The organism is Tenacibaculum sp. XPcli2-G (assembly GCF_024124505.1).
Classification (GTDB): Bacteria; Bacteroidota; Bacteroidia; order Flavobacteriales; family Flavobacteriaceae; genus Polaribacter; species Polaribacter mesophilus.
In genome coordinates this window covers 109,124-134,182 of the sequence record NZ_JAMXSH010000003.1, presented here as the reverse complement: position 1 = coordinate 134,182, position 25,059 = coordinate 109,124, and the positions used below count along the sequence as shown (strand labels likewise).

Here is a 25,059-nt window from a genome sequence, read left to right as displayed (position 1 = left end):
GACCTCTCACATACGTTCGAGGTGACAAACAAACAATGAGAATTTTGTTAGTTATAGTGTTTAACACTCAATACTAACTTCTCAATACTCAGTACTAATTAAAAAACATAAAAACATGAAACTTTGGGACAAAGGATTATCCATAGATAAAAAAATAGAACATTTCACTGTTGGAAACGATAGAGAAATAGACATACACATTGCACCGTACGACTTGCAAGCATCATTAGCACATGCAAAAATGCTGGCTTCCATCGGTATTATTACTTCGGAAGAATTAGCACAAGTAACTGCTGGAATTACTACGCTACAACAACAAGTGGCAGAAGGTACTTTTATAATAGATGCTCAATTTGAAGATGTACATTCTAAAATTGAGTTTGAATTAACCAACATGTGCAGTGAAGTTGGTAAGAAAATTCATACCGCACGTTCAAGAAATGATCAGGTTTTAGTAGCGTTACAATTGTACTATAAAGACAACCTGCAATCGATTTCAGATAAAACTAAAACACTTTTCAATACGTTATTAGAGTTGGCAGAAGAACATAAAACCAAGTTATTACCTGGGTACACCCACTTACAAGTGGCAATGCCTTCTTCTTTCGGATTATGGTTTTCTGCGTATGCTGAATTGCTAATTGACGATTTACACATGGTTAATGCAGCGCTAAAAACAGTAGATCAAAATCCGTTAGGTTCTGCTGCAGGATATGGAAGTTCTTTCCCAATCGATAGAGAATTCACCACAAAAGAACTAGGGTTTGAAACCTTAAAATACAATGTGGTGGCAGCTCAAATGAGTAGAGGAAAAAGTGAGCGTACCCTTACCATGGCGTTGGGTAGTGTGAGTAATACACTAGCTCGTTTTGCGATGGATATCTGCCTGTATATGAGTCAGAATTTTGATTTTATCTCTTTCCCAGATGAATTGACTACAGGTAGTAGCATTATGCCGCATAAAAAGAATCCTGATGTGTTTGAATTGATTAGAGGAAAGTGCAATAAAATCCAAGCGTTGTATACCGAAACTTTGTTAATCACCAACAATTTACCAAGTGGATATCATAGAGATTATCAGTTATTAAAAGAAAATATCATCAATGCTTTTGAGGAGCTAAAAGATGTGTTAGATATTTTTGACTATGCTATTCAGCAAATTATTGTAAAAGATATTGACTTACAGGATGAGAAATACAAATATCTATTTACAGTAGACAATATGAATACCTTGGTTGAAAACGGTATGAGTTTTAGAGAAGCTTATCAAAAAATTGGTGGCGAAGTTATTAACGGTACATATACACCCGATACTTCTAAAAAACATACGCATGTGGGTAGTATTGATAATTTATGTTTGGATAAAATACGTGAGAAGCTTGGTTAGTGGTAGATACTAAAAAAAAGTCGTCATTACGAGGAGGATACGACGAAGTAATCTGTTTGTTGAGAACTCTAAACCTAGAGATTGCTTCGCTTTAGCCTGTCTTGTGCGACAGTCGAAAGGCTCGCAATGACGTAAACCTATACAATAGTATACTGTCATTACGAACGAGGTACGAGGAGGAATCTGTTTAATTTAAGCCTAGAACATTCTTAACAGTTCCTAACATACAATTATAAGATTTCTCCCGCTGGTCGAAATGACAAACCCATTGTCATTACGAGGAGGATACGACGAAGTAATCTGTTTGTTGAGAGTTCAGAGTATAAAGATTCAGCTACGCTGAACCTTACGGTTTCTCCCGCTGGTCGAAATGACGCTTGTGAATCTATATTCTAACAGCGAAGCGGTCTTGTTTCTTTGTTCTAAGTTATCTGTCATTCCGAACGAGGCACGAGGAGGAATCTTATTAAAAGGTGTAACTCATTGCCTTGAGACCTCTCACATAGGTTCGAGGTGACACAATGAAATTAGAATTTTGTTAGATTTTAATAGAACTCATAAAACTGTTATATAAAAAGAGGTTATTCTTAACAAATAACCTCTTTTTTACTTTATTTCTTTACTGTTCTTGAGCCTATGGAGAACTTATATCCAAATTGAAACTGGTAAAAAGCCTCATCGCTTTCACTTCCTTTGTAATTGTAGGTTACTAATCTTGCAAAAATAGCTTGATTTGGGTTTTTGTTAGGGTGATAAAACACCTCTGCTTGATTCTTTAATACAGGTACTTTAAAGTCTAAATCTATTGTGCTAGACCCGTTATAGCTTTTATAATCAAACCAGTGAAGTCCTAATTTGTAATTGAAACCGAAGTTGTTAAATCGTTTTGATGATAAGCTTATTCCTCCTCCATAACTCAATGCTTTTAAGTTTTCTACTCCTTGGGTATCGTTTTGAACTCTCGTTAGATTATAGTCTATCGTACCAAAAAAGTTCATTTTCATAGGATAGTTTTTTTGATACACTTCAAAGAAGTTTACTTCTCCACCTACGGTTAAAAAGCGTTTTTCTACCAAGTCTAACGTATTTCCTATTACACCACCTGTTGCGGTAACTAAACCTTTGTCTTCTTCAAACTTAGCATAGTGTACATAAGGTGTAATTGATTTTAAAAATTCGTATTGCATTGAAGAACTAAAGATTTGCCTTGAAAAAGGAAATACATAAAACTTTGCGCTTCCTTCTAACTGCACCAATCCGTTGTCAGACTCTCCAAAGAGTGCTAAAAAGTCGGTATAAGCACGTAGCTCTACTATTTTATCTAAGTAAGTATCTTGTTTTATTTGATAGGTTGCTGGGGCTGTTAAGTTGGTTTTGTTTCCATCAATATCTTCTTTAGGCAGTTCCAACGTTAAGTCATGAGGGATGTAGTTGTTTCCTATTTTATACTTATACATTAGTACATCACTTAAACGAATACGAAGGTTTTCAAACTCTTTTTCATCAACATTGGTTGTTGGTTGTTTTTGTGAGTAAAAAAGGAAGTTTTCAGATGCCCAATACCCATATCGTAAAAAGCTTACCCCTACATAGTTTTCAAACAATAGTAAACTTCCCTTATATTCTACCAATACCTGAATATCAGCTAAGCTACCATCGCGTATTTCAATATCTATCTTTTTAAACTTGTATTTCTTTAATGGCAATCGTACAGGGTCACTTTTATTTATAGTGTCATTACTACTTTTCTTTTTATAAAAACAAAACTCTTGCCCATCTTTAGGTATGGTAATGTCTCCAAAATAGGCTTCTTGATTTACTTGCTTTAATACCTGATTAAATATCTTTTTCTGTTTTGTATCCTTTCCGTTTATATCTTCGCTTATAATTACATTCTCATTAAAATAGCTGTAGGTTACGGGTTCATTTTCTTCTCCTTTAAAAAGAATTGCTAATACAGAAGGTTTTTCTTCTTTGTACCATTCTTTTATATTTTCTAAAGTCACTGAAGGGCAATCTATTTTATACGCTTCAAGTTTAGAGTACGTTTCTCCTAACGAATTTATAATATTATTTCTCTCTTCTTTTAAGACACCTAACTTTGTAAAAGTTTCACTAGTTATTACTTTTTTAACTTCGTTTATCTCCTTTTCTTTTGCTTCTTTAGCTTTCTCATAATCTTCAAATGTTTTAATTAACTTTTTTATTTCAGATTCACAATCTTTCTTTTTTTCCTCCTTCTTTTCCTCCTTTTCCTTCTTTTTCTCTATTTCTTTAACCTCTTCTAACTCAAGAGGTTTTTTATGAGGAAACCATTCCTTAATAGAATCTATAGGAATACTGGTACACACATCTTTAAAACTTGTAAACTTATTATAAATTTTATGTAGTGCTTTTTGATATTTTCTTCTTTCTTCAATTAATTTATTAAGTTCTTCTACTGTTTCTTCATTTATAACCTTTTTTACTAGACTAGTTTCTTCTTTATTATCTTCTATAAAGTCTAAATGATTCTCATAAGCTTTGTTAAGCTTTTTAATTTCAAATTCACAGTTAATAGTTTGTGTTTGTCCGTTAATGCATAGCACATAAAAAAAGAGTGCTAAGCAAGTGCTTAGGGTTTTCATAATTTTTAGTTAGTTTGGTTAGTTATTTTTTTGTGCACATACAGTTACAACAGTCTTTAAAACCAGCAGCAAAACACTAGTTAAAACCCTATATAACTGCATATTAACAATTTAAAAGTAGTAAAATATCATTAGTAATAACAACTATTGTGTTATTAAATGGTAATTATATGTGTAATAATGTATGTTTTGCGGATAACCGCAATTTGGGTTGCGGAAAACCGTAGAAATGAGTGGAATATGGTTCTTATATTTACTTATAATAAAGGTTACTTATAATAAAGGCATGGAGCTAGATACAATTAAAAACATTAGAGAAGAAAGAGATAATATTCGAGAACAAATAAAAAACCTAGACTTAAAAGAATATGATAATATTAGGTATGGCAACGAAGAAGAATATACTTTAAAACTCTTAATTACTGAAATTGAATCTTTATTGACGGATATTTCCACTCTTACTAAACATCCTTCTAAGTTTATTAAAATATCAACTTATAATGAACGCGAACGAATTTTTTCTTATCTAGAAGAAATAGCCTATGACATAAGCTTACCTAGTCGATATATTATTGTATTTGAAGAATTAAAAGCTCTCCTTAGGAGTTACAATATCAGAAACTCTTCTGAAAGACTAAGAGAGTTTGAAAAGGAAATTGAAGAAGTAAAGGAAATTAAAACCCAACTTCAACAAGTATTAATAGAGTCTAAAGAGCTAAAGGAAAATATAAACACTAATAACCTATCAATTGAAGAAAAGCTAATAAAAAGTAATGACAGATTACAAGAAATTAAGGAAGAGTTAGATCAATTATTAATTCATAAAGATGAATTAATCAAAGAATCAGAAAGACTTGAAAAAATAAATCAAGAATTAGACTCAATAAAAGACGAGGCTACTGAAAACTTAGATAAAATAGCCGAGTCCCTTAATGAAAGTAAGTCTAATGAAAAATTAATTACTTCTTTTGGTGATAAGGTTATAGAAAGAGAATCAAGACTTGATACTCTTGAGCAAAGAACACAAAAATACTACGCTAAACTTGATGAATATGAAGAAGAAAGAAAAGTTGTTTTGAAAAAAGCTGTTCAACTAATCAACTCTTCTAAAAAAGCTCTTAATTATACTACAGCAGAAGGTATAAGTGCTTCTTTTCAAAGCCAATACGAAAAAGCTGATAATAAATGGATCTTTGGAAGTTGGGTTTTTGGTGCAGCTATATGTTTAGTCCTAACAGTTATTTTAGGTATATGGGTATTAGAAGCTTCTTCAGGAAATATTAATATTTTAATTGGTAGAATTTCTCTTTTACCATTACCCATAATTGGTACAGTTTTTTGTGCCAATCAGTATACTAAACAAAAAAATATAATCGAAGATTATGCATATAAAATGGTATTATCAAAAGCAATTGTTGGATTCTCTGAACAATTAAAGAAAAACGGAACTGATGATAATAAAGAATATGTACATTATATTAAAACAGCTCTTGAAGAAATTCATAAGGATCCTTTAAGGAAAAGGGAAAGTAGAAGGTCTACTAATAACTCTAAAGAATCAAGCTTAAATGAGTTAGTAGAAGTCGCTGAAAAAATAATTAAAATAACTAAACTAGATTAAAAGAACTTCATTGCGCGGATTCCACATCCGTGTTTTCTATTTACATACTATCTAAAACGTTAAAAAACTCATAAAGTCAGAGAGTTAAAACGAAAAACAACTACTTTAGTATCAGCTATAAAAATTGTTTGTAAAAAGTAAATTGCTATCCCTTATTACTATTATATCACATTCAATTTTACAACATCTTTACGAAGTTAATGCTATAAAGGTACGCTTGTACCTGACTGTTTGGTGATGAATAACACCAAGGTTAGTAAATGGTTTTGCATGTATTGGTTATTGCTCCAGTATGCTAGCTGTTACTACCCAAAAAAGGATTCAAAAGGAAAAGTAAATAATTTAAAAATCAATATGATGAAGTACTATTTAATTGAAAACAAGTTAACCGATGAAACCAACTACTCAGCACGCATATTAACAGAGCGTACTATTAATCAAGACGAGTTGATTGATAAAATGTTGAGTAAACGTAACCTAGTAAGTAAAACCGATATTGTAGCGGTGCTTAACTCTTACTATGAAGAGATTATCGAGTCGATAGAAGACGGCGATAATATTAACCTCCCCTTACTAAATATTGGGTATTCTATTTCTGGGGTTTTTGATACTGAGGAAGATGGTTTTAATCCTGATACTCATAAACTACACGTAAACCTCAACAGCGGAAAGTTAATCAACGAAATTAAGGACGATATTCCGCTACAAAAAGTAACTGCTCCTATTACCAACACAGTTATTAATAATTTAAAAGATATTACCACAGCAACTACGAATACTACCTTATCTGCCAACGGATTGTTTGAGCTGAATGGTTTGCGTTTAAAAGTTGCTGGTGACTTACCTGAGGTTGGCTTGTATTTTGTTGCCGAAGATGGTACCGAAACTAAGGTATCTTATTTAGCTCAAAACAGCTATAAGAAGATTATTGGTCAAGCTCCTGCTCTTGCTGCGGGTAATTACCGTGTTAGAATTAAAACGCAGGCTACTTCTAAATTAGATCGCTTCTTAAAAGAACTTAAGGTATCTGAATCTACATTTAGCCTTACTGTATCGTAACACACGACACTACTGTCCGTTGACATCAGACAGTACTATCCTGTGACTTCAGACAGTAGTGTCTGAAGGTTAAGACAAAAACTATATTTTATAATCTGTACGAGCTCTATGCTCGTACTTTTTTATGTTATATACTCTTTTTGCTATGGTTTTTAATGGGTATGAGGTGTTTACTAGTATAACTAACAAAATTCTCAATGTTTTATATGGTGTTTTATCGTTCTTCGTTATGATGGTTATTTTAGAGCCAAGAGAATAGACCGCTTCGCTGTTAGAGTAAAGACTTATTTATAGGTCTTTGTTCTATATTCTTTTTATCATCTAGTGTCACTTCGAGTAAAATTATTGAAATGAAATAAAAATAATTTTGTATCGAGAAGTTTTATAATAGTTCTCGATACTATTTTTACTTCGTTATCACTCAATAAAAATCACTCGAACTGACAGTGATTACAATAAAAGAATAAGGGTAACTCTTTTGAGTGAGATTTAGCTACGCTGAACCTTACGGTTTCTCACTACCGTTCGGAATGACGGTTTGCTGTTTGTTAACGTCATTGCGAGCCTTTCGATTTAAGTTTATCTTTAGCGAAGTCGAAAGGCTCAAGACAGGCTAAAGCGAAGTAATCTCTATGTTTTGAGTTCTAAATAAACAGATTACCTCGTCGTATCCTCCTCGTAATGAGGATAAAAAGAAACTTATTTTAGCTTATTTAAATACACCTTTGTACTTGGCATTTCAGCTACATTTATGGTGTCTGGAATATAGCCTTCTGCCTGAAGTACTACCAAGCCTTCTCTAAACTCATATAGATTTACAGTTCCATCAATATCTGATATAATTGTATCTGTTGGTTCTCTTAGATTAATTACTTTAACCTTTTTTATAGGGGTTTCCGTAGTATTTAAAACTTGTATATTCCAAATCCCCATAAAATGCCTTCGTTGGTGATAATCTTCGCTAGAGTTCCATAAATATATAATTGTTATAAAGAATGTAAAAACTGATACAATAGTAAAAGAGAGGTAAATAAGTACTTTTAAATATAGCTTTTGTTTTCTAAATCGAGAACTAAGAATTAATATTAAAGAACCTAGTGCAAATAGTATGAGGAAAATTTTTACCATGTTTTATTTATTAGAACCTAACTTTAGTCTTCTAAAGGAAGTATTGCTTTCTTCTTCACAGAATAGTAATAAAGCAATGAAAAATATGAATAGGGGTTTTCTCATTTTATTCTTTTCTCTTCATAAATAAAGTGTCTGACTTTTTAGTTATAAAGATTGTTTTATCACCCCCTCTAAACTCTATATAAGGGCTTATTCTATCTATTTCAAATCCTTCTTTTTTAAAAATTAAATTTGCTATAAATGAATCTCTATCTAGTTTAAAATATCCTTCTTTATTTGTGTATGTGGAATTTGACAACACTGCTTCTTCATAAACTTTTACATTATCTATTGGCTTTTTATTTTCATCAAATACATAACCGTGATAACAATCACATAGCTCTTGTTTGCAAGAAACTGTTAAAAGTAATAGTGTTAGTAATAATACGTTTTTCATTTTAGCTGCATAACATCTGTAGAATACGTTTACTTTTCTAGTGGTTTTAGGAAAATTGAGTCGAATCTTATAGTGTCTTTTGTAAAACCATACCTACCTCTTCTCTCAATACTTCTTTTTTCATATCCTTTTTTTATTAAACTAAACTTAAAAAAGCCCATAGGAGCTTCACCTCCTATGGCCATTTTATCGTAGTAAGTTTTCATTTTTAAAAAGAAACTCCCGTTTACATCACTACTGGTTTCAGTAGAATAATCTTTTTTTACTGAATCCCAAGTTACTACATCAACACTATCTATTCTTTGTAATGTTTCAGAGTTATATATATAACCCATGATAGGAGGTCTACTAACTCTTTTTACAAAACAGCTTGTTAATGTTACTATTATAAATATGAATGCTACTTTTTTCATTTTATTCTTTCCTCTTCATAAATAAAGTGTCTTTTCTATGAACGAATAACGATTTATCTCCTCTTCTGTTCGCTGTATAAGGAGAAATAGTATCTGAGATATAACCTTCTTTAACAAAAATTAATTCACTAATAAAATCTGCTTTTCTATTTAGATAAAAATAGCCATCACTTTTAGAATAGGTATGCTGTGAATAAGATGAGCTTTCTATTATTTTTACTTTATTTATTGGCTCTTTGTTTTCATCTAATACATAGCCGTGGTAACAATCACATAGTTCTTGTTTGCAAGAAACTGTTAAAAGTAATAATGTTAGTAATAATACGTTTTTCATTTTAGCTACATAACATGCCTAGAACACACTTACTTTTCAAGTGGTTTTAGGAAGATTGAATCATACAATATTGCCTCTTCTCCAAAACTCCCTCTTGTTCCTTTTTCTATTTTGATACTCTTGTATTTTGGATGTTTTAATTCCATTGAATAAGATAAAGGAACATGCCCGCCTTCAAAATTAAACATCACTCTTTTCTTTACTCTCTGTATGGTAAACTTTCCTTGGTTATTGGACTTTATATGTTCATCATCAATCTGTATTAATACACCTTTAATTGGTTTGTATGTTAAAGAATCGTATAGTGTTCCTTTAATTTCTGGTCTTTCTATTCTTGACGAACAAGAATTCAAAATAAGTGCTATTAATAGTAAGTAACAAAGCCTCATTTTTTAGTTTCTAATAGGTAATGCTATTTGAGGTCTTCTATGTTTACTATTTTTTGATATTAAATAGATAGTATCTCCAAATGGCTGTTCTTTTATAAATTCATTTTGTCTATCGAATGTACTTAAACTAAATCTTCGATAATCTTCTTTTTCAAAGAGAAGGTATTTTATTGTAGCACTCTTTTTTACCTCAAAATATCCTTCTTTATTACTAAGAACAAAATCTGTAGAATCTTTATAATAAACTTTCACTTTATTTAAAGGAGTTTCTTTATCAAAGTCATAAACATAACCGTGATACTTTGTTGAACAAGATTGAGTTATTACAATCAGCAAAATTATTAAAAACAGCTTTCTCATTTCAATTTTAATTTAGTTAACCAAAGTAAACTTAGCACATCTTTTTCTAAAACTCTTCTTTTTATTTGTTTAACGGTTTTAGGTATATTTTTCCTAGTTTAACGACATCTAATTTTCTATTATCTTTATTATAACTTTTTAAGTCTATCGTATGGCAACTATAGTACTTTGATTTAAAATATAGTTTAAAAGAAATATTTTTACGATTAACAACATATGTCTTATAACTTTTAACTGTCATTCCATCCACGTAAAAAGAGCCGTCGTTTTTTGTTTTTATAGGCTCAAAAAAATTAATAGCTAAAGAATCAGTTTGTATAACTACTCCTTTAATTGGTTTATTATTAGTTATATCATAAACTCCCCCCTTAAAAGAATCAATAAAAACATAATCTGTTTTGCATGATACAAGTGCTAATAAAAATACTATATATGTATAATGTTTCATTACTTTAGTTTTAATTTAGTTAACCATAATAAACCTAATACATCTTTTACAGAAGCAACAGTTCTTGTTTTATCGTAATAATTATCATAATACTTCATTAAATCTATTTCTCCTTTTTTGGGTAAAGGTATATTTTTATCTTCTTGGGTTAATATCGTTGAACTCCCTTTATGGCTTTTAGAATATCTATGCCCCCCATATTTTAATAAAATCTCATGACCAACTTCATGAGCAGAAGTCATTTTAAAGTCTTCTTCATCACCATTTTCATAATACCAGCCTTTATTTTTATATAAACTTCTATTTTTACTTAGAGATTTCCATTCATCATAAAATAAGTACCCAACATTATAAAATAGTATCCTTGATAATTCCCAATTTCTAGACCTTCCTGCCTCTTTGTTAGTTAAAAATGTTATTTCAGGAGCTTTAGCTCCATTTTCAAAAATTAAAGAGTTTACATAAAGTTCATAAAACTCTCCATTAATATTTACTCCTTTCCCTATATTATTACTGTGTCTACTCCAGTACTTATTTATCCCTTCTAATGCCATTTTTTTCAGTTCTTCAAAGCTCTTTGTTCTATTCTTAATAGGAGACTTACCATAATAAGATAACGCTTCTTGTGGTATTTTATCCCATGGACATACTTTTTTTGAAGTTCTCATACCTGGGTTAAGATGATCTCTGTGAATAACCTCTTTACACTCTACCCCTCTTACTCCTCCATCTTTTAAGTTAACACGTAATGTAACATCTATTCTTTTAGAGTTTTTATCAACCTTTACATCAACCCATTTAACCTCATCGTAACGCATACTAAAATCTAACTTTTTTCTGCTGTAGTTATTTGAGTTATCTACGCCAATAGTATACAGGTTTAAATTTTCGTATTGTGTTAGTTTAGCAGTGTCTAAAATTCCTCCGCTATCAAACCCATCCCATTTCCAAATGTGCTCTCCTTGTTTTAGTTTGTTAGCATCAGTTATTTTTTCTTCATAAATAACCGAGCTTCCATCTCTAATTTGTAGCGTTAGTTCTTTGGCATTATTATCGGCTATTTGGTAAGTAAATTGTACAAAGCCTCTTTCACTATTTCCACTGTAATCAGCTATTCCTAGGGGGACAAAACTTGGCATATTACGATAATTTTGGGGTTACACTAAAGTTTGTACCGTCACTAGAAACGGTACTACCATTATTAGTTACTTCTTTTTGTGCTCCAGAAAGTGTTTTTCTCCAATACGTAGAATATTCTAGTGAAGAGTTGGGCATTTTTACTCCTGCACACGTAATAATTAATCGGTCTTTTATAGGCTGATCGTTTGTATTAGAAAATACTGTTTCGTATTTCTTTAGGTAACAATCAAAAAAAGTCATTGTTTTAGAGCCTCCTTTTAAATATGGGTAGTATATTTTTAACTCTAATTGGTCTATAGCATTTTCTTTACAAGCCCATTCTTCAAAATCAGTATTACTACCTGATTCTATTTCTAATTCTAAACCTTCAAAGTTAGCGGAGCTTGTGGGTTGTTCTGAAATGTTTATGTTTCTATTAAAACCAAAGTTATAGGTTAGTACTTCTATCTCTCTGTTATTAAACAACAGCATAGTTCTATATTTCATAGCATCTTTTTTAGTTATATTTTTTTCTTGTTGAAGTAATCTTTAGCAATTTCAACGTATCAAACCTACAATTTTTCTATTTAAAAAGCTAGCATATTTATTATTAAATCTCTTTGTACTAAGCAAATACGGATCGTGTACTTTGTTTGTACTTAATAAGTACTTCTACTAACTTTGTTTAGGGTTAAACACTATGAAAGAATGCTTAGTTGTTAGCGTATGGATTTTGAATAATGAGATAACTACGTCGCTATTGCTACTCGTTATGGCGGTTGTTTTTTAGAGCCAAGAGAAATCAAGACAGCAGTGATGGATGTAAGATAAAAAGCTGTTTGAGCGATAGCGAGTTCTTTTTATCAGTGGAGGATGTCGTAGTATTTTCTCACGATTTTATTGTAAGTCTTGATTTTTGTTTCTTTTTATCAAGAAAAAGAATACCACAATAATCTTTGAGGAAAAACTTCTCTTTATAACGTTGTTATGAGACAAACGTGTAGTTTTTATGTTTGGGACTCTAAATAAATAGATTACTTCGTCATACCTTCCTCGGAATGATGGTTTGTAAAAGTATTTTTACTTATACTACTTACTTTACAGCTATATTTGCATATAGTAAAAAGAAAATAGTACCGTCTTAATGACACATCCTTTACGACAACATATTGAAGAAATTATACCTCTTACTGATGAGGAATTCGCCTATATTCTAAGTTTTTTTCAGCCTATTACTAAACGTAAACATCAATATTTACTGCAAGAGGGCGAAACTGCCAATAAAGAATATTGGGTGGTTAAAGGTTGTGTAAAGAGCTATTTTATTGAAGATAACGGTAAAGAGCATATTCTTCAATTTGCTATGGAAAATTGGTGGATTACCGATTATGAATCATTTGTAAAGCAACTACCTTCTAAAACAGCAATTGATTGTATTGAAGATTGCGAACTACTATACATTACTTACGAAAACCGTGATAAACTAACTGCCTCTTTGCACAAAATGGAACGTTTTTGGGCTAAAAAGAGTAAAATGGGCAGAATAGCTCTTCAAAAAAGAATTGTATCGCTCTTACAAAATTCTGCAAAAGAACGATATGATCAGTTGTTAGAACAATACCCTACCCTTTTTCAACGGGTTCCTAAAAAAATGATTGCTGCTTATTTAGGGGTTTCTAGAGAAACTCTTAGCAGGCTTAATTCTTAGTTTTTAATATTTCTTATTGTTTGCATGTGACATACATCACTTTAAAGGTGTGACATAGCTCCTGTCTAAAGTTGTACGTCCACTGCAACTTTGTAGCATAATTTTAAAACATATTATTATGCCTTTTGTAAACATTAAAGTTACCGACGAACAGGTAACCCAAGAACAAAAACGTCAACTTATTGAAGGAACAACGCAGCTTTTAGTTGATGTACTCCAAAAAAATCCTGCAACTACCCATATTGTTATTGAAGAAGTTCCTATGGGTAATTGGGGGCACGATGGTAAACAATATTTAGGAACTAAAAAATAAGACTCATGAAAAACAAAACTGCAATTATTACAGGAGCTTCAACAGGTATTGGTAAAGAAATTGCTAAACTTTTCATAGAAAAAGGATGCAATGTAGTAATGAATGCTTCTAATGAAGAAAACCTACAAAAAGCTTATAAAGAGTTAGGTAGTCCGTTAAACGCTGTGCTTCTTGTTGGAGACATTAGTAAACAAGAAACAAGTAAACAATTAGTAGCCTTAGCTTTAGAAAAATTCAGCAGTATAGATGTACTAATTAACAATGCAGGAATCTTTGCTCCTAAACCTTTTTTAGAGGTTGAAGAAAGCGATTTAGAGTTGTACTGGAATGTGAATTTAAAAGGAACTTATTTTGCCTCTCAAGCTGTTATTCCGAGTATGGTAGCACAAAAAAATGGAGCTATTATAAATATAGGAACTGTTTTAGTAGATCATGCCATAGCTGGTTTCCCTGCTACTGCTCCTTTAATGAGCAAAGGTGCAATTCATGCCTTAACCAGACAACTCGCTGCTGAGTTTGGTAATGATAATATTAAAGTAAATACTATTGCTCCAGGTATTATTAGAAGTCCGCTACAAAGCAAAATAGGTATTGAAGACGCTGATAGTTTAGCTGGGTTACACTTGTTAAACCGTATTGGTGAGGTAACTGATATTGCTGAAGCTGCTTACTATTTAGCTTTTTCAAATTTTGTTACAGGTGAAACTATGAATGTGGCTGGTGGTCACACCGTTGGTCATGCCATTTAAAACTAAAAAAGATGTATAAAGAGAATATAACAGCAATAGAACTTTTAGTAACGAACTACTTTGAGGGTATTTTTTATGGAGATACTCAAAAACTTCAATCATGCTTTCATAACAATACTCCTATTTATGGAGATATTAAAGGCGCTGACTATTTTAAAAGTTCTGAAAATTATATTGAAGGGGTTGCTAACAGGCAAAGTCCAAATGATTTAAAAGAAACTTTTAACATGAAAATTGTAGGAGTTGATATTTTAGGGAAAGTTGCCATGGCAAAGTTACATGTACCTATGTTGGGTTATAATTACTATGACTATTTATCTCTAAACAAAATAGAGAATGAATGGAAAATTGTAGCTAAGGTTTTTACGCATGTAGAATAACCTTATAAACAAAAGCGGTTTGGATGTTTATCTAAACCGCTTTGTTTTTATTACTATCAGACTAAATCGTTTTTCTCTTTTGAATGAGATTCCTTCTACCGTTCAGAATAATGGTTTATTTTAGATAAGTCCAAAATCTTTGGTGATGGCAATCAATTGTGTAGGGTTATTGGCGTTAAAGTTTTCTTTTAATAGCTTTAAGCGCTTTTCTACCGAACTAACACTACTGGGCTTTATATCTTTGTTTTTTAATGCTTCGCTAATTTCTTTTTGATCTAGGCCTTCTGCTAAATGTTTTAATAAAAACACATCATAGTCTGTTACTTCAAAGGCTTCCTTATCGCGTAGCGCATGTGCTAATTGTGGAGTGATAAAAAACTCACCGTTAAATACACTTTGTACTGCTTTTTTTAGCTCTCTTTGTCCGTGATTAGACTTCCATACATACGCATTCACTGCTAACTCATTACATAGTTGCTGAATTCTGTATGGTTTATCTTCTACAGAAAATACTACTGTTTTTAAAGTTGGCTGTAGTTTTTTTGCCTCGGCTATAAGTGCTTCACCTGATTCTAATCGTTGTTCATGTATGTTGTCTTTAAATGATAAATCGCTTACCAATAAATCAAACGGCTCATTGTCTAACCATGCTTTTTTTAGCTTTAAAAAAGCCTCGTCGCAATATTGTGCATATTCAACATTAGGAATTTGCATGTTTTCTAAGGCTACTTTTATTCCGCTTGACATAAAATCAGCATCTTCTGCTATCAATACTTTTTTGAACATAACTACTTTTTAAATTGAAACTTTGCTTGAAATCCTTTTTCTTGCTTTGATTCAAAAGTAATAAACCCTCCTACTGATTTAATACGGATTTCCATATTTTGCAAACCATTTTTTACAGAGAGATTTTCTACACCTATTCCATTGTCTTGATACGCTATCGATAATTTGTTTTTTTCTACTGAAAAAGTGATAAGCACCAACGTTGCTTCGCTGTATTTTTTCATGTTTACCAAGAGCTCTTGTAAGGCTCTATACACTACTATTTGTTTTTCTTTAGCTAACTGGTTTATGTTTGCTTCTTGTAATCCTTTATGGATTACTTTACAACGATCGTTCGTAAAATCTAAAAACAGTTGCTTTAAGAAATTCTCAAAGTGCTCTCCTGTGAGTACAGGACTGTTTTCGTGAGAAATATCTCTGGTTTGTGCGTATATTTTCTCTACTCTCGTGAGCAACCTTTCATCTGTTATTGAAGTATTTTGTAGTGTATTCATTACCGCGTATACATCGTTTGCCAATTCATCGTGTATTTTTTTTGCTAAGCGGGTTTCTGTGTTGTAGACTTCTATAGCTTTTTCTTTTTTATTTTTTTCTCTTTTGTAAAAGAAATAGACTATTGAGAATAGAATGGTAAGAATAACTGTAAAAATCCAGAGTTGTTTTTGCGATTTTTGTTGTTCTAAACTAAGAGTTGACTCTGCTAACTGCGCTCTAGCTTCAAGTTTTTGTTTTTTTTCTTCTTCATAGTTATATATATAGGATACAAACTTATTTCTTAATTTTCTTTTTGATACAGTAATACTGTCTTGTAGTTTTATTCTTTCTAAAGCTAGTTTCTGGAGTTTTGTTTGTTTTGATGACAATAAAATCTTATCTATACCTAAAATGATATACTTTGGCATTTCATATTTTGAAGCTAAATCATACATTAAGTATGCATATTTTTGAGCTTTGTCGGGTCTATTCATTTTTTCATAATAAACATATAAATAAAAATAGTTACTCGCCAATGCTCTAAAATCTTTAGTTTGTTTTTTAAGCTTTTGCGTTTTTAAAAAATCATCATCATTTACTTCATCTCCATTTAATAATCTAGCATAATTATAATTATCAAGTGCTTTTGCTTTTAAGTTAAGTCCGATGCTATCATCTGTATAAGGCTCTAACAACAACAGTAAATTTTCATACATTTTTATAGCTGATTTATACTCTTTTAAAGAAATATAATTGTTTGCTATATTACTTTCGTAACGATACTTTTTTATTGAGTCTTTTGCAAATTCTATTGCCTTAGTATACCAATAAATAGCGTTTTTATAATTTTCTTTTGAATTTGCGTTAATTCCTAATGTGTTGTATAAAGACGTGGTTAAAGAATATTTACCTTTATTGTTACCTAAATACTTGAGAGCCTTTATAGCTGTAGAATCACTTTTAAAGAACAGTTCTATTTCAGATTCTATTTTTGCTAAACTGAATAGTTTTTCTGCTATTTTTATGCTATCTCCCAATGCTTCATACTCTTTTTTTGAAGCATCAAAATATTTATAAGCACTATCTATATTATTATCCTTTTTATAATAATATCCTAATTGATAGTATTTTTTTGCTAATTTTTCTTTTTCTAGATTTAATATCTCTTGTTTGATATTTAATATTTTCTCTTTTAATTCTTTTTCTTGACTATTACCTAAAATACTACTAAATAATAAATAAAATAGGAGAACTACTTTTTTTGTTTTCATTCTCCTAAATTATTAAATTAACTTATAATAAAATAATTAATCTTCTGGTTCTGGATCTGGATCATGATCGTTTCCTCCGCTATTTCCCCCTCCTGTATCACTTATTGTTGTCTCTGTAGAGTTTGTTTGCGATACTACAGTTGTTAAATTTGTATTTAATGTATATAGTCCATTGCCTATTAAAAATGTTATAATAAATAAAACCTTGTTCATTTTGTTACTTTTAAAAATTGATAATATTTATCCTGTCCAAGCACTTTGCTTAGCTACAGTTACACCATGTTGGGTGTAGAATTTTTAAAAGAGTCGCGCGCCTCTTTCGCGGGAAGTAGAGATGAACATCGGTATTATTAAGTAGCTTCCCCCCTAAGAAATTCTACCGATATTTCATCTTTTAATTAGAACCAATCAATTTGTTTTCTTTTTTATCTCTCGATTAATTCTGGTACAAACATAGAGCTAGTTTCAAATGAGATTGTGGAAAATGGATGGAAAAGAAGTTGGAAAAGATTTTCTCATTTTACGGGTTTCCTTTTCCTTGTTTTTTCCATCCTTTTTAACTTTGGAAAAACCAATCAACTACCATGGAAAATGATTTAAGGACTACACTAAACGACATTGACTTTATTTTTTGTTTTAAACATTTCTTTAAGTGTTTATCTGCTAAAAAAAACAAAAAAGAACCTCTAAAAGAGTTATTTACTGAATTATTAGAAGGATTAATGAAAGACGAAGCTGTTGAAAATAAGACTACTAATGGCTGTTTTACCTATTTTGTAAATGAATACCTAGGCAATGATGCTCCAAGACCTAAATATCAAATAAATAGAAGAACTCTTTCCAATTATTACAAAAAATATGTAAATAATATTGAGAATGATGCTGGAGAACCAAAAATTGAATTAAAGGATTTAATAGCTAAATATTTAGGATATAAAAACTATGCAGATTTTTTAGGCTCTACGAAAAAGAAAAAGATTTGCCTTATTTGTATTGCTAAGTATAAAAAGTCTATCGTTTTTACTCTAATTCCTATGTTAGCTATTCCTATATTTTTATATATTAATTACGAAACTAGTAATTGTATTATATGGAAAAAAGATCATTATGAAAAGGCATCATGCACAAATGAAAAAGCTATTAAAAACACTTTATACCATATAGATATTGACCGCTTTAAAAAAGTAACACTTACTAAGGATATGGAGTTTTTTACAAACGGTAAGGAAAATTTTTGGTATGGAAGTAATAAAGATGGTAAACGAGAGTTTTTTACAGCTAGAGGCATTCACCCTGAAACTTTGAAGGAATTAGCCCCCATAACAAGAACTATTCTGAAAGATGAAGGCTTATTAAATGAATAAAAAAAGCTGTTAATATTTAAATTAACAGCTTTTACCTTTACCTTAATTAAGGTAATAATACCTTTTTTTATCGTCTACTATAGTTAGGTGCTTCTTTAGTAATAGCAACATCGTGTGGGTGACTTTCGTTAATTCCACTTGCAGTAATACGGATAAATTTCCCTGTATTTTTTAAAGTTTCAATGTCTTTTGCTCCACAGTATCCCATACCTGCGCGTAACCCACCTACAAACTGGTGAATGCTTTCTTGTAATTCACCTTTGTAAGCAACACGTCCTACAATTCCTTCTGGAACTAACTTTTTAATATCGTCTTCTACATCTTGGAAGTAACGGTCTTTTGACCCTTGTTTCATGGCTTCAACAGATCCCATTCCACGATACGATTTGAATTTTCTTCCTTCGTAAATAATGGTTTCTCCTGGAGATTCTTTAGTTCCTGCTAATAATGATCCTAACATTACACAATCTGCTCCTGCTGCAACCGCTTTTGGAATATCACCTGTATAACGAATACCACCATCAGCAATTACAGGAACTCCACTTCCTTTAATAGCCGCTGCTACTTCTAATACTGCTGAAAATTGTGGGAATCCTACACCTGCAACTACACGAGTTGTACAAATAGATCCTGGTCCTATTCCTACTTTTACTGCATCTGCTCCAGCTTCTACTAAATATTTAGCTGCTTCTGGTGTTGCAATGTTCCCTACAACAACATCTAATTCAGGGAATTTAGCTTTTACTTCTTTTAATACAGAGACCACTCCTTTGGTGTGTCCATGAGCTGTATCAATAATCACAGCATCTACCCCTGCATTTACTAAGGCTTCTGCTCTATCAACTGCATCATGCGTTACACCTAATGCTGCAGCTACACGTAAACGTCCATATGAGTCTTTATTAGCTATTGGTTTTTGTGTAAGCTTTGTAATATCTCTAAAAGTAATTAATCCTACTAGCTTATCATCGTCATTAACAACAGGTAACTTTTCTATTTTGTTTTCTTGTAAGATAACTTCAGCATCTTTTAAAGAAGTTCCTTCTGCAACAGTTACTAAGTTTTCAGAGGTCATAACTTCAACAATAGGACGCTCGTTATTTTTTTCGAAACGCAAATCACGATTCGTTACAATTCCTACTAATTTTCCTGCTTCATCAACAATTGGAATACCTCCAATTTTATGCTCACGCATTGCTTGTTTAGCATCTAAAACGATTGCACTTAACGACAAAGTAATCGGATCGATTATCATTCCGCTTTCTGCGCGTTTTACTTTACGAACTTCTTGAGCTTGTTGCTCAATTGTCATATTTTTATGTAACACTCCTATTCCTCCTTCTCTTGCAATAGCAATTGCCATAGCAGATTCAGTTACCGTATCCATAGCTGCAGATACTATTGGAACATTGATTGTTATGTTTCTTGTAAATTTTGTTTGGATTGAAACTTCTCTTGGAAGTACTTCTGAGTAGGCAGGAACTAATAAAACGTCGTCGTACGTTAATCCTTCTCCTAATATTTTAGCTTGATGAGCTTGCATATGCAATCAATTTAGTGTGTTGTTAATTAATTGCATGCAAATATACTACAAATAATGCAAAAATTACCTTTAATTTTAAGTTAAGTAAATCGCTTTATATTTTATCTTTTGTTTATTGCTTTACCCTTCTATCAATAACGCTAATAATCAACTTTTATACGCTCAAGGTTTCTCTGCTCATTCTTTTCTATATCATTCTTAATTTTAGTATGTGTTTACCCTATTCCTATTCATAAACCTACAACTAATGGAGAACAGTACCCCCATAAAAGATACCAAGAAAGTAGTTAACACTACCGATGTTTATCCTAAGGTATTTAAAGAATTAATTACTGAAATTAACAACATGCTATCGTATGCTATTTACAATGGGATTACTATTAATACAGAAGTCAATTCTCTCATTGAAAGTAAGGGTTTAAACGACTTGATAAATGCGCATAATATTCTTGTTAAAAACATTGCTCCTGCAACGCCAAAATCGATAGAATACACTAAAGCACTGCGTGAAGAAGGACAAAACAAATCGATTTTTAGCAAGCTTCCTGTGGTAAGGAACCTTATTTTTTTAGCTCTTTTCTTTTTGGTTTTATTTATTATTACTGCACTTTCTCCTGATGTAAATAATAACTCATTAGATAAAGGTTTAATGAATAACTCTGGATTACCACTCCTTTTAAACCTCTCCTACTTAGCATCTGTTGCTGGTTTAGGAGTTATTTTTTATTTATTGAAAAGAGTTAGCGATTCTATTAGAGAATCAACCATGGTTTCTGAAGAGTCTATTTCTTATTTAGCACAGATAGTACTTGGTATTATTGCTGGACTAATTATGTCGGAAATTATTTCATTTTACACTAAAAGCCCTGAAGACATCAACCTTTTTAATAAAGGTGTTTTAGCACTGATTGGTGGGTTTTCTTCAGAAGCTATTTTTAGCATATTACAAGGCATTATAGATAGGGTTAAATCTATTTTTATTGTACCTAAACCCAATAAATAACTATTACTAAAAATAAAAGAGGTTGCACTGTTAAGTGATTATAATAGAGCTTACAACATACTAACCAAACTTAGCTCAATACTGTAGTAACCTCTTTTTTATTATAAACTAACTATACTTATGAAATACTTTTATGCATCTGTTTTTTCTTTTTTTCTTTTTTCCTGCGCCAGTATTCCAAGCTCTACTGTAACACTTACTAAAGAAGTTATTAAAGAAGCTGATAATATGCATCAACTAAATGTAGCTTTAGTCAACAAACTTTTTGATGAGCGAAAAGAAAAAATCAATTTATTTATTGAAAATAAGTACACCCCTACGCTATTAAAAAAGTTTGAAAGTTTATTACCAGATTCTTTAGATTATAAAAAAGAACTACCTAATATTCTAAATAGTATTGTTCCTATTATTAATCATAAAAAAGATTCGCTTCAAAGTGTATTAGATTTACAAAGACAAGATATTTTAAACCAACTAAACTCTAATTATAGCGATTATAGTAAAGCTACTACTTCGCTTCAAAACTTAATTAACTCTGCTGTAAACATAAAAACTACAGAAAGTGACGCTTTGTCGGCAATAGATCAACTTACAGGTGATAAAATTAATATAAAAAAGGTTGAAAACACCATTAATCAGAGTATTGATAAAACTGGAAGTGCCCTAAATAAATTGGTAACCATTGAAAAAGTAATTTCTGAAAAATAAAGATTATGAATTCTATAGACTGGAACAATATAGCTAAAGAAGCTGCTTCACAAACTGATGCTGAGTTTAACAAACAATTGGCTAGTTTAACTAATTTGAAACTTAGTGAAGTGGATGCTTTTATTAAGGAAAGTAAAATTACCAATGCAAACGCCATAAAAACACTTAAACTTATTGATGATGCTACTATTAGTAATAATGAAAAAGCCAAAGCTATTTCTAATATTGAAAATGGCTTTGGCTTTGTTATAAGTTTAGTTTCTAAAGTGGTATAACTACCTAAAAATTGTATTGTCTTTTATAAATGCTGTTTTGTAACGCTCACTAAAGAGTATTTTTTCATCATTATCTAAGACAATAAGATTATCTTCAAAGTAAATTTCTTTGATTTTCTTTACGTTAACTAAGTAATTTCTATGTACTTGTCTAAAATCTGGATTAGATAGCATGTCTTTTAGCTTGGTTAATGACAACTTTATAAGGTAACTTCCTGAGTCGCAAATTATGCTGCAGTATTTTTCCTTTACTTCTACATAATTAATAGCAGCTACATCTACTTTAACCACGCTTCTTTTCTTCTTTATAAATAAAAAAGACGGACTTATTACACCATTGTTTGATGCTAAACTAATACTGTTGTTTTGTTGATAACACGACTCAATTGCCAATTCTAAAGAAAATAACAATTCTAGTTTGTTATATGGCTTTAAAAGATATACTAACGGATTGGTTAGTTTTGCTTCATCAAAAATTTCTCTTCCTTGCATACTTGTTAGGAATAAAAACGGTACATTAATTCCTTCTTTATTCAAACGGTGTGCTAACGAAATTCCGTCTGGTCTTCCGTTTATCATGATGTCTAAAATAATAACATCAAAAAAGCGGCTTCTAATTAACTTTTCTGCTTCTACCGCATTTTTTGCTAATGATACTTCGTAGTCATTATCTTCTAAAAAAGAAGAAAGTTCTAAAGCTTCTTCTTCTAAGTCTTCTAGCAATAGTAATTGTAGTTTTTTCATAATTTATGCGCTTGCGTTGGGTAACAAAATCCGTATAGTTGTCCCCACTTCCAACTCACTATCTATGAGTAATTTTCCATTATTCTTTTTAATAAGTGTTTGACATAGTAACATACCTAGCCCTACGCCCTCAGATCTGTTAATTTTGTCAATACTTAAGTCTTCTAATCCTTTAATTTTTGCTAGTTTTTCTTCTGAAATTCCAAAACCTGTATCTTTAATCTCAATAGTACTAAATTCTTCAGAGTCATTATAGGTTTTTATTGCTATTTCACCGTTTTCTCCTGTGTATTTTAGTGCATTATCTAACAAATTTCTCAATACTATTTTTAAGGATTCCTTATCTGCCTTTACCAAAATAGTAGCTTCTAACTTTGTAGTTAGTGCTATGTTTTTAGCTTCTGCAATTTCTTCAAAGTTATAAACAGCCTGTTCTACCAACGGTTTTAAAGGATATTCTTCTGCTTTAAACGATAACTGGTTGTTTTGTTCTAACGACCAATGCAATACATTGTTTAATAAATGACTTGTACTTTCTGTTAATGCAATAGCATTGTTGGTAGTTTCACTTACCGCGTCGTATTCTTTATTTTTTAATTGTCGTTTTAGCTTTTCGTGCTGTCGTTTAATTGTATTAATTGGCGAACGTAAATCGTGAGACACTACAGAAAATAAATAGTCTTTCGTTTTGTTAACTACGTTTAACTCCTCTTTTTGCTGGGTTATAAATCTATTTTTACTTCTTAACTCTCTATAAAAATAACCTAAAAACCCGAGAAAAACTAATAAACCCGAAGCTCCAATTACTAAACTCTTTTGCACTACTGCTTGACGCTTTAATTGTTCATCTTGTAAAGCTATTTCTTGTTGCTTTTGAGCTACGGCTAATTGTTTGTCTTTTTCTGTAAGCTCCCAAATTTTATCACGGTTCCAAATAGAATCTTTCCAATTACCATATTCCGTATAATACTCTATACTTTTTTGGTAGTTTTTTCTATTCTTCTCAACAACCGCCATATTTCTCGTAGAATTTTGCTTCAATTCTAAATCAGAAAAACTTTTTGCTAAATCATACGCCTCTTTAAATAATGGAATCGCTTCATCATCTAAATACTGGTTATAATAGACATTTGCTAAGTCCATTTTAGTCCTTATAACAGCAGCCGTATCTTTTTGTTCAATCAAAGAAAGTTCTTTAGTAAAATATTCTTTTGCCTTTTTATATTCTTTTTTATGAACATAACTTAGTCCTAGATTATGAAAAGATGCCTTTTTTAATTTATCAACAGAACTACTATCTGTTAATTGAATCCATTTATTATAATGAAATATTGACTTATCATAATCCTTTAAACTGAGATATACTCTACCTAGTTTTTGTTGTGTTAAACTTTCATACTTAGGGCTTTTGACCAGTAAAATACTTTTTAAAGCTTTTTTATAAAGTCCTTTTTCAATAGCACTAACCCCTTGTATATAATTTAAAATATCTTCATGCTCTAGATAAGTTGTATTCAATAAAGCTTTTGACGAAAAAGCATAACAAGAATCATATTTTTTCTTTTTATAAAAAGAAAAAGCTTTAGAAAACAATTCATTTCCAGAGACATTTGATATACTATCTCCATCTTTATAAAGATCGTATAAATCATTTGTTTTTTCTACTTGAGAAAAACAAGTAGAAAAAACAAAAATAAAAATATAGAAAAATTTATTGCCCTCCATTAGCAGGCGTAGTTACAGTTCCTCTATCTGTTACTGGGTCATCATTTTCACTACGTACTAAAATCATATCTACAGAAGGAGTTCCTTCATCTAATTTATAGGCAAACTGTACATAATATAAATCGTATTGGCTTGCTACTTCATCGCAATTAAACTCTACTCTAAAATCTCTACAACTTATTGTATCATATCCACCGTCTTTGTTTAAGATTTGCGTTGGTGTAACTCCGTAGTAATTTAAGTATACTTCGTTTCCTTGTAGTTGTAATCCACTTGTATTATCTACTGGATTTAATGTGTTGTCTGGTAAGTAAGCTAAAACCGTTACGGTATTAGGAGTTGCACTGTTTCCTGATTCATCTCTAGACATGTTTACTAAAGGACCTGTAGGTACATTATCAACACTAATATTTGTATCAAATTTTCTAAAGTACTTTAACTCTAATGTAACTCCGTTAACGTTTACTGGGTTTCCCATGTTTTTATAATTTTAATTTGGTTATTGGCTAAATTTACAATTATAAAAAGAAAAGAAAAAATAGTTTGTTACTATTTTATAGAGGTTATAGAGAAATTTGTCTTTTGTGAAATTTCTCATATTCCTATTGGGAAAGTAAATATTATTTACAGTAAGAGAAAACCGTTATAAACACAATGAAACTATGTGCTAATACCATGTAACTAACTAAAAA

The 25,059-nt window shown here is 31.0% G+C and carries 28 protein-coding genes; 11 read left to right on the top strand and 17 right to left on the bottom strand.

The features are described 5' to 3' along the window. Positions 1 to 115 precede the first annotated feature (115 nt). Positions 116 to 1,387 (top strand): argininosuccinate lyase, encoded by a 1,272-nt coding sequence (gene argH, locus NH341_RS08430; RefSeq protein WP_173360346.1) that lies wholly within the window; start codon positions 116 to 118, stop codon positions 1,385 to 1,387. 611 nt (positions 1,388 to 1,998) lie between these two features. Here the strand turns inward: argH and NH341_RS08425 are convergent. Further along, the gene (locus NH341_RS08425; protein ID WP_173360347.1) at positions 1,999 to 4,014 is read right to left on the bottom strand and encodes a hypothetical protein; all 2,016 of its coding nucleotides are present in this window, start codon (positions 4,012 to 4,014) and stop codon (positions 1,999 to 2,001) included. A gap of 229 nt (positions 4,015 to 4,243) precedes the next feature. On the opposite strand from NH341_RS08425, the gene NH341_RS08420 reads away from it, so the two are divergent. Beyond that, positions 4,244 to 5,635, top strand: a complete 1,392-nt coding sequence (locus tag NH341_RS08420) for a hypothetical protein (RefSeq protein ID WP_173360348.1) — start codon at positions 4,244 to 4,246, stop codon at positions 5,633 to 5,635. 237 nt (positions 5,636 to 5,872) lie between these two features. Further along, positions 5,873 to 6,694 (top strand): DNA-binding domain-containing protein, encoded by an 822-nt coding sequence (locus NH341_RS08415; protein ID WP_253056422.1) that lies wholly within the window; start codon positions 5,873 to 5,875, stop codon positions 6,692 to 6,694. A gap of 699 nt (positions 6,695 to 7,393) precedes the next feature. On the opposite strand, the gene NH341_RS08410 is transcribed toward NH341_RS08415, so the two are convergent. From NH341_RS08410 to tssD, 9 genes are all read right to left on the bottom strand, one after another. Next, entirely contained in the window at positions 7,394 to 7,822 is a 429-nt protein-coding gene (locus NH341_RS08410) for a hypothetical protein (RefSeq protein ID WP_159491420.1), read from the bottom strand. A 106-nt stretch (positions 7,823 to 7,928) separates the two neighbouring features. Beyond that, the gene (locus tag NH341_RS08405) at positions 7,929 to 8,261 is read right to left on the bottom strand and encodes a carboxypeptidase-like regulatory domain-containing protein (protein ID WP_253056420.1); all 333 of its coding nucleotides are present in this window, start codon (positions 8,259 to 8,261) and stop codon (positions 7,929 to 7,931) included. A gap of 29 nt (positions 8,262 to 8,290) precedes the next feature. Further along, entirely contained in the window at positions 8,291 to 8,674 is a 384-nt protein-coding gene (locus tag NH341_RS08400) for a hypothetical protein (protein WP_159491424.1), read from the bottom strand. A 1-nt stretch (position 8,675) separates the two neighbouring features. Next, on the bottom strand, positions 8,676 to 9,008 hold the full coding sequence (locus NH341_RS08395) for a hypothetical protein (RefSeq protein ID WP_173360357.1): 333 nt from the start codon (positions 9,006 to 9,008) through the stop codon (positions 8,676 to 8,678). Positions 9,009 to 9,037: 29 nt separating this feature from the next. Then, positions 9,038 to 9,397 (bottom strand): hypothetical protein, encoded by a 360-nt coding sequence (locus NH341_RS08390; protein ID WP_253056418.1) that lies wholly within the window; start codon positions 9,395 to 9,397, stop codon positions 9,038 to 9,040. Between the two features lie 3 nt (positions 9,398 to 9,400). Further along, a complete protein-coding gene (locus tag NH341_RS08385) occupies positions 9,401 to 9,757 on the bottom strand; it encodes a hypothetical protein (protein WP_047789062.1) in 357 nt (118 codons plus the stop codon). Between the two features lie 61 nt (positions 9,758 to 9,818). Next, the gene (locus NH341_RS08380; protein ID WP_253056416.1) at positions 9,819 to 10,205 is read right to left on the bottom strand and encodes a hypothetical protein; all 387 of its coding nucleotides are present in this window, start codon (positions 10,203 to 10,205) and stop codon (positions 9,819 to 9,821) included. Then, entirely contained in the window at positions 10,205 to 11,344 is a 1,140-nt protein-coding gene (locus NH341_RS08375; RefSeq protein WP_253056414.1) for a hypothetical protein, read from the bottom strand. The genes NH341_RS08380 and NH341_RS08375 overlap by 1 nt, the downstream gene beginning before the upstream one ends. Before the next feature lies 1 nt (position 11,345). After that, a complete protein-coding gene (tssD, locus tag NH341_RS08370; protein ID WP_253056412.1) occupies positions 11,346 to 11,831 on the bottom strand; it encodes a type VI secretion system tube protein TssD in 486 nt (161 codons plus the stop codon). 637 nt (positions 11,832 to 12,468) lie between these two features. On the opposite strand from tssD, the gene NH341_RS08365 reads away from it, so the two are divergent. From NH341_RS08365 to NH341_RS08350, 4 genes are all read left to right on the top strand, one after another. Beyond that, a complete protein-coding gene (locus NH341_RS08365; RefSeq protein WP_253056410.1) occupies positions 12,469 to 13,032 on the top strand; it encodes a Crp/Fnr family transcriptional regulator in 564 nt (187 codons plus the stop codon). A 118-nt stretch (positions 13,033 to 13,150) separates the two neighbouring features. Further along, on the top strand, positions 13,151 to 13,345 hold the full coding sequence (locus NH341_RS08360; protein ID WP_073183706.1) for a 4-oxalocrotonate tautomerase family protein: 195 nt from the start codon (positions 13,151 to 13,153) through the stop codon (positions 13,343 to 13,345). Between the two features lie 5 nt (positions 13,346 to 13,350). Next, on the top strand, positions 13,351 to 14,094 hold the full coding sequence (locus NH341_RS08355) for an SDR family NAD(P)-dependent oxidoreductase (RefSeq protein WP_253056408.1): 744 nt from the start codon (positions 13,351 to 13,353) through the stop codon (positions 14,092 to 14,094). A gap of 11 nt (positions 14,095 to 14,105) precedes the next feature. Continuing rightward, entirely contained in the window at positions 14,106 to 14,474 is a 369-nt protein-coding gene (locus NH341_RS08350) for a nuclear transport factor 2 family protein (RefSeq protein ID WP_159611574.1), read from the top strand. Between the two features lie 120 nt (positions 14,475 to 14,594). Here NH341_RS08350 and NH341_RS08345 read toward each other — a convergent pair whose 3' ends face one another. From NH341_RS08345 to NH341_RS08335, 3 genes are read right to left on the bottom strand one after another with little or no spacing between them, the layout of a single operon-like run. Beyond that, a complete protein-coding gene (locus tag NH341_RS08345; RefSeq protein WP_173360364.1) occupies positions 14,595 to 15,260 on the bottom strand; it encodes a response regulator transcription factor in 666 nt (221 codons plus the stop codon). Positions 15,261 to 15,262: 2 nt separating this feature from the next. Further along, positions 15,263 to 17,005, bottom strand: coding sequence for a hypothetical protein (locus tag NH341_RS08340; RefSeq protein ID WP_253056406.1), 1,743 nt, complete (start codon positions 17,003 to 17,005; stop codon positions 15,263 to 15,265). Between the two features lie 36 nt (positions 17,006 to 17,041). Next, positions 17,042 to 17,218 carry a hypothetical protein gene (locus tag NH341_RS08335; RefSeq protein ID WP_159611578.1) on the bottom strand — a complete coding sequence of 59 codons (177 nt, stop codon included), beginning with the start codon at positions 17,216 to 17,218 and terminating at the stop codon, positions 17,042 to 17,044. A gap of 371 nt (positions 17,219 to 17,589) precedes the next feature. Here NH341_RS08335 and NH341_RS08330 point away from each other — a divergent pair, with 371 nt between their 5' ends. Beyond that, positions 17,590 to 18,369, top strand: coding sequence for a hypothetical protein (locus tag NH341_RS08330; protein ID WP_159611580.1), 780 nt, complete (start codon positions 17,590 to 17,592; stop codon positions 18,367 to 18,369). A gap of 67 nt (positions 18,370 to 18,436) precedes the next feature. Here NH341_RS08330 and guaB read toward each other — a convergent pair whose 3' ends face one another. Further along, positions 18,437 to 19,912, bottom strand: coding sequence for an IMP dehydrogenase (guaB, locus tag NH341_RS08325; protein ID WP_073182936.1), 1,476 nt, complete (start codon positions 19,910 to 19,912; stop codon positions 18,437 to 18,439). 247 nt (positions 19,913 to 20,159) lie between these two features. On the opposite strand from guaB, the gene NH341_RS08320 reads away from it, so the two are divergent. The 3 genes from NH341_RS08320 to NH341_RS08310 all read left to right on the top strand — a co-directional run bounded on the left by NH341_RS08320 (position 20,160) and on the right by NH341_RS08310 (position 21,898). After that, positions 20,160 to 20,915, top strand: coding sequence for a hypothetical protein (locus NH341_RS08320; RefSeq protein WP_073182939.1), 756 nt, complete (start codon positions 20,160 to 20,162; stop codon positions 20,913 to 20,915). Positions 20,916 to 21,035: 120 nt separating this feature from the next. Then, complete coding sequence (locus NH341_RS08315; protein WP_253056404.1) at positions 21,036 to 21,623, top strand: hypothetical protein; 588 nt, start codon at positions 21,036 to 21,038, stop codon at positions 21,621 to 21,623. 5 nt (positions 21,624 to 21,628) lie between these two features. Beyond that, positions 21,629 to 21,898 carry a hypothetical protein gene (locus NH341_RS08310; RefSeq protein ID WP_047789511.1) on the top strand — a complete coding sequence of 90 codons (270 nt, stop codon included), beginning with the start codon at positions 21,629 to 21,631 and terminating at the stop codon, positions 21,896 to 21,898. Here the strand turns inward: NH341_RS08310 and NH341_RS08305 are convergent, their stop codons facing one another. Genes NH341_RS08305 through NH341_RS08295 form a run of 3 tightly spaced genes read right to left on the bottom strand, consistent with a single transcriptional unit; the run spans position 21,899 to position 24,845 of the window. Next, on the bottom strand, positions 21,899 to 22,642 hold the full coding sequence (locus NH341_RS08305; RefSeq protein WP_253056402.1) for a LytTR family DNA-binding domain-containing protein: 744 nt from the start codon (positions 22,640 to 22,642) through the stop codon (positions 21,899 to 21,901). Positions 22,643 to 22,645: 3 nt separating this feature from the next. Continuing rightward, the gene (locus tag NH341_RS08300) at positions 22,646 to 24,367 is read right to left on the bottom strand and encodes a HAMP domain-containing sensor histidine kinase (protein ID WP_253056400.1); all 1,722 of its coding nucleotides are present in this window, start codon (positions 24,365 to 24,367) and stop codon (positions 22,646 to 22,648) included. Next, positions 24,354 to 24,845 (bottom strand): hypothetical protein, encoded by a 492-nt coding sequence (locus tag NH341_RS08295; RefSeq protein ID WP_253056398.1) that lies wholly within the window; start codon positions 24,843 to 24,845, stop codon positions 24,354 to 24,356. The genes NH341_RS08300 and NH341_RS08295 overlap by 14 nt, the downstream gene beginning before the upstream one ends. Between the last annotated feature and the right edge of the window lie 214 nt (positions 24,846 to 25,059).

Coding starts and splice junctions, on each gene's coding strand:
- NH341_RS08390 (WP_253056418.1), bottom strand. CDS start 9,397: ATGAGGCTTTGTTACTTACTATTAATAGCACTTATTTTGAATTCTTGT.
- NH341_RS08395 (WP_173360357.1), bottom strand. CDS start 9,008: ATGAAAAACGTATTATTACTAACATTATTACTTTTAACAGTTTCTTGC.
- NH341_RS08335 (WP_159611578.1), bottom strand. CDS start 17,218: ATGAACAAGGTTTTATTTATTATAACATTTTTAATAGGCAATGGACTA.
- NH341_RS08315 (WP_253056404.1), top strand. CDS start 21,036: ATGAAATACTTTTATGCATCTGTTTTTTCTTTTTTTCTTTTTTCCTGC.
- NH341_RS08320 (WP_073182939.1), top strand. CDS start 20,160: ATGGAGAACAGTACCCCCATAAAAGATACCAAGAAAGTAGTTAACACT.
- NH341_RS08295 (WP_253056398.1), bottom strand. CDS start 24,845: ATGGGAAACCCAGTAAACGTTAACGGAGTTACATTAGAGTTAAAGTAC.
- NH341_RS08365 (WP_253056410.1), top strand. CDS start 12,469: ATGACACATCCTTTACGACAACATATTGAAGAAATTATACCTCTTACT.
- NH341_RS08310 (WP_047789511.1), top strand. CDS start 21,629: ATGAATTCTATAGACTGGAACAATATAGCTAAAGAAGCTGCTTCACAA.
- tssD (WP_253056412.1), bottom strand. CDS start 11,831: ATGAAATATAGAACTATGCTGTTGTTTAATAACAGAGAGATAGAAGTA.
- NH341_RS08415 (WP_253056422.1), top strand. CDS start 5,873: ATGAATAACACCAAGGTTAGTAAATGGTTTTGCATGTATTGGTTATTG.
- NH341_RS08345 (WP_173360364.1), bottom strand. CDS start 15,260: ATGTTCAAAAAAGTATTGATAGCAGAAGATGCTGATTTTATGTCAAGC.
- NH341_RS08400 (WP_159491424.1), bottom strand. CDS start 8,674: ATGAAAAAAGTAGCATTCATATTTATAATAGTAACATTAACAAGCTGT.
- guaB (WP_073182936.1), bottom strand. CDS start 19,912: ATGCAAGCTCATCAAGCTAAAATATTAGGAGAAGGATTAACGTACGAC.
- NH341_RS08355 (WP_253056408.1), top strand. CDS start 13,351: ATGAAAAACAAAACTGCAATTATTACAGGAGCTTCAACAGGTATTGGT.
- NH341_RS08330 (WP_159611580.1), top strand. CDS start 17,590: ATGGAAAATGATTTAAGGACTACACTAAACGACATTGACTTTATTTTT.
- NH341_RS08425 (WP_173360347.1), bottom strand. CDS start 4,014: ATGAAAACCCTAAGCACTTGCTTAGCACTCTTTTTTTATGTGCTATGC.
- NH341_RS08300 (WP_253056400.1), bottom strand. CDS start 24,367: ATGGAGGGCAATAAATTTTTCTATATTTTTATTTTTGTTTTTTCTACT.
- argH (WP_173360346.1), top strand. CDS start 116: ATGAAACTTTGGGACAAAGGATTATCCATAGATAAAAAAATAGAACAT.
- NH341_RS08420 (WP_173360348.1), top strand. CDS start 4,244: ATGAGTGGAATATGGTTCTTATATTTACTTATAATAAAGGTTACTTAT.
- NH341_RS08380 (WP_253056416.1), bottom strand. CDS start 10,205: ATGAAACATTATACATATATAGTATTTTTATTAGCACTTGTATCATGC.
- NH341_RS08375 (WP_253056414.1), bottom strand. CDS start 11,344: ATGCCAAGTTTTGTCCCCCTAGGAATAGCTGATTACAGTGGAAATAGT.
- NH341_RS08385 (WP_047789062.1), bottom strand. CDS start 9,757: ATGAGAAAGCTGTTTTTAATAATTTTGCTGATTGTAATAACTCAATCT.
- NH341_RS08360 (WP_073183706.1), top strand. CDS start 13,151: ATGCCTTTTGTAAACATTAAAGTTACCGACGAACAGGTAACCCAAGAA.
- NH341_RS08340 (WP_253056406.1), bottom strand. CDS start 17,005: ATGAAAACAAAAAAAGTAGTTCTCCTATTTTATTTATTATTTAGTAGT.
- NH341_RS08305 (WP_253056402.1), bottom strand. CDS start 22,642: ATGAAAAAACTACAATTACTATTGCTAGAAGACTTAGAAGAAGAAGCT.
- NH341_RS08410 (WP_159491420.1), bottom strand. CDS start 7,822: ATGGTAAAAATTTTCCTCATACTATTTGCACTAGGTTCTTTAATATTA.
- NH341_RS08350 (WP_159611574.1), top strand. CDS start 14,106: ATGTATAAAGAGAATATAACAGCAATAGAACTTTTAGTAACGAACTAC.
- NH341_RS08405 (WP_253056420.1), bottom strand. CDS start 8,261: ATGAAAAACGTATTATTACTAACACTATTACTTTTAACAGTTTCTTGC.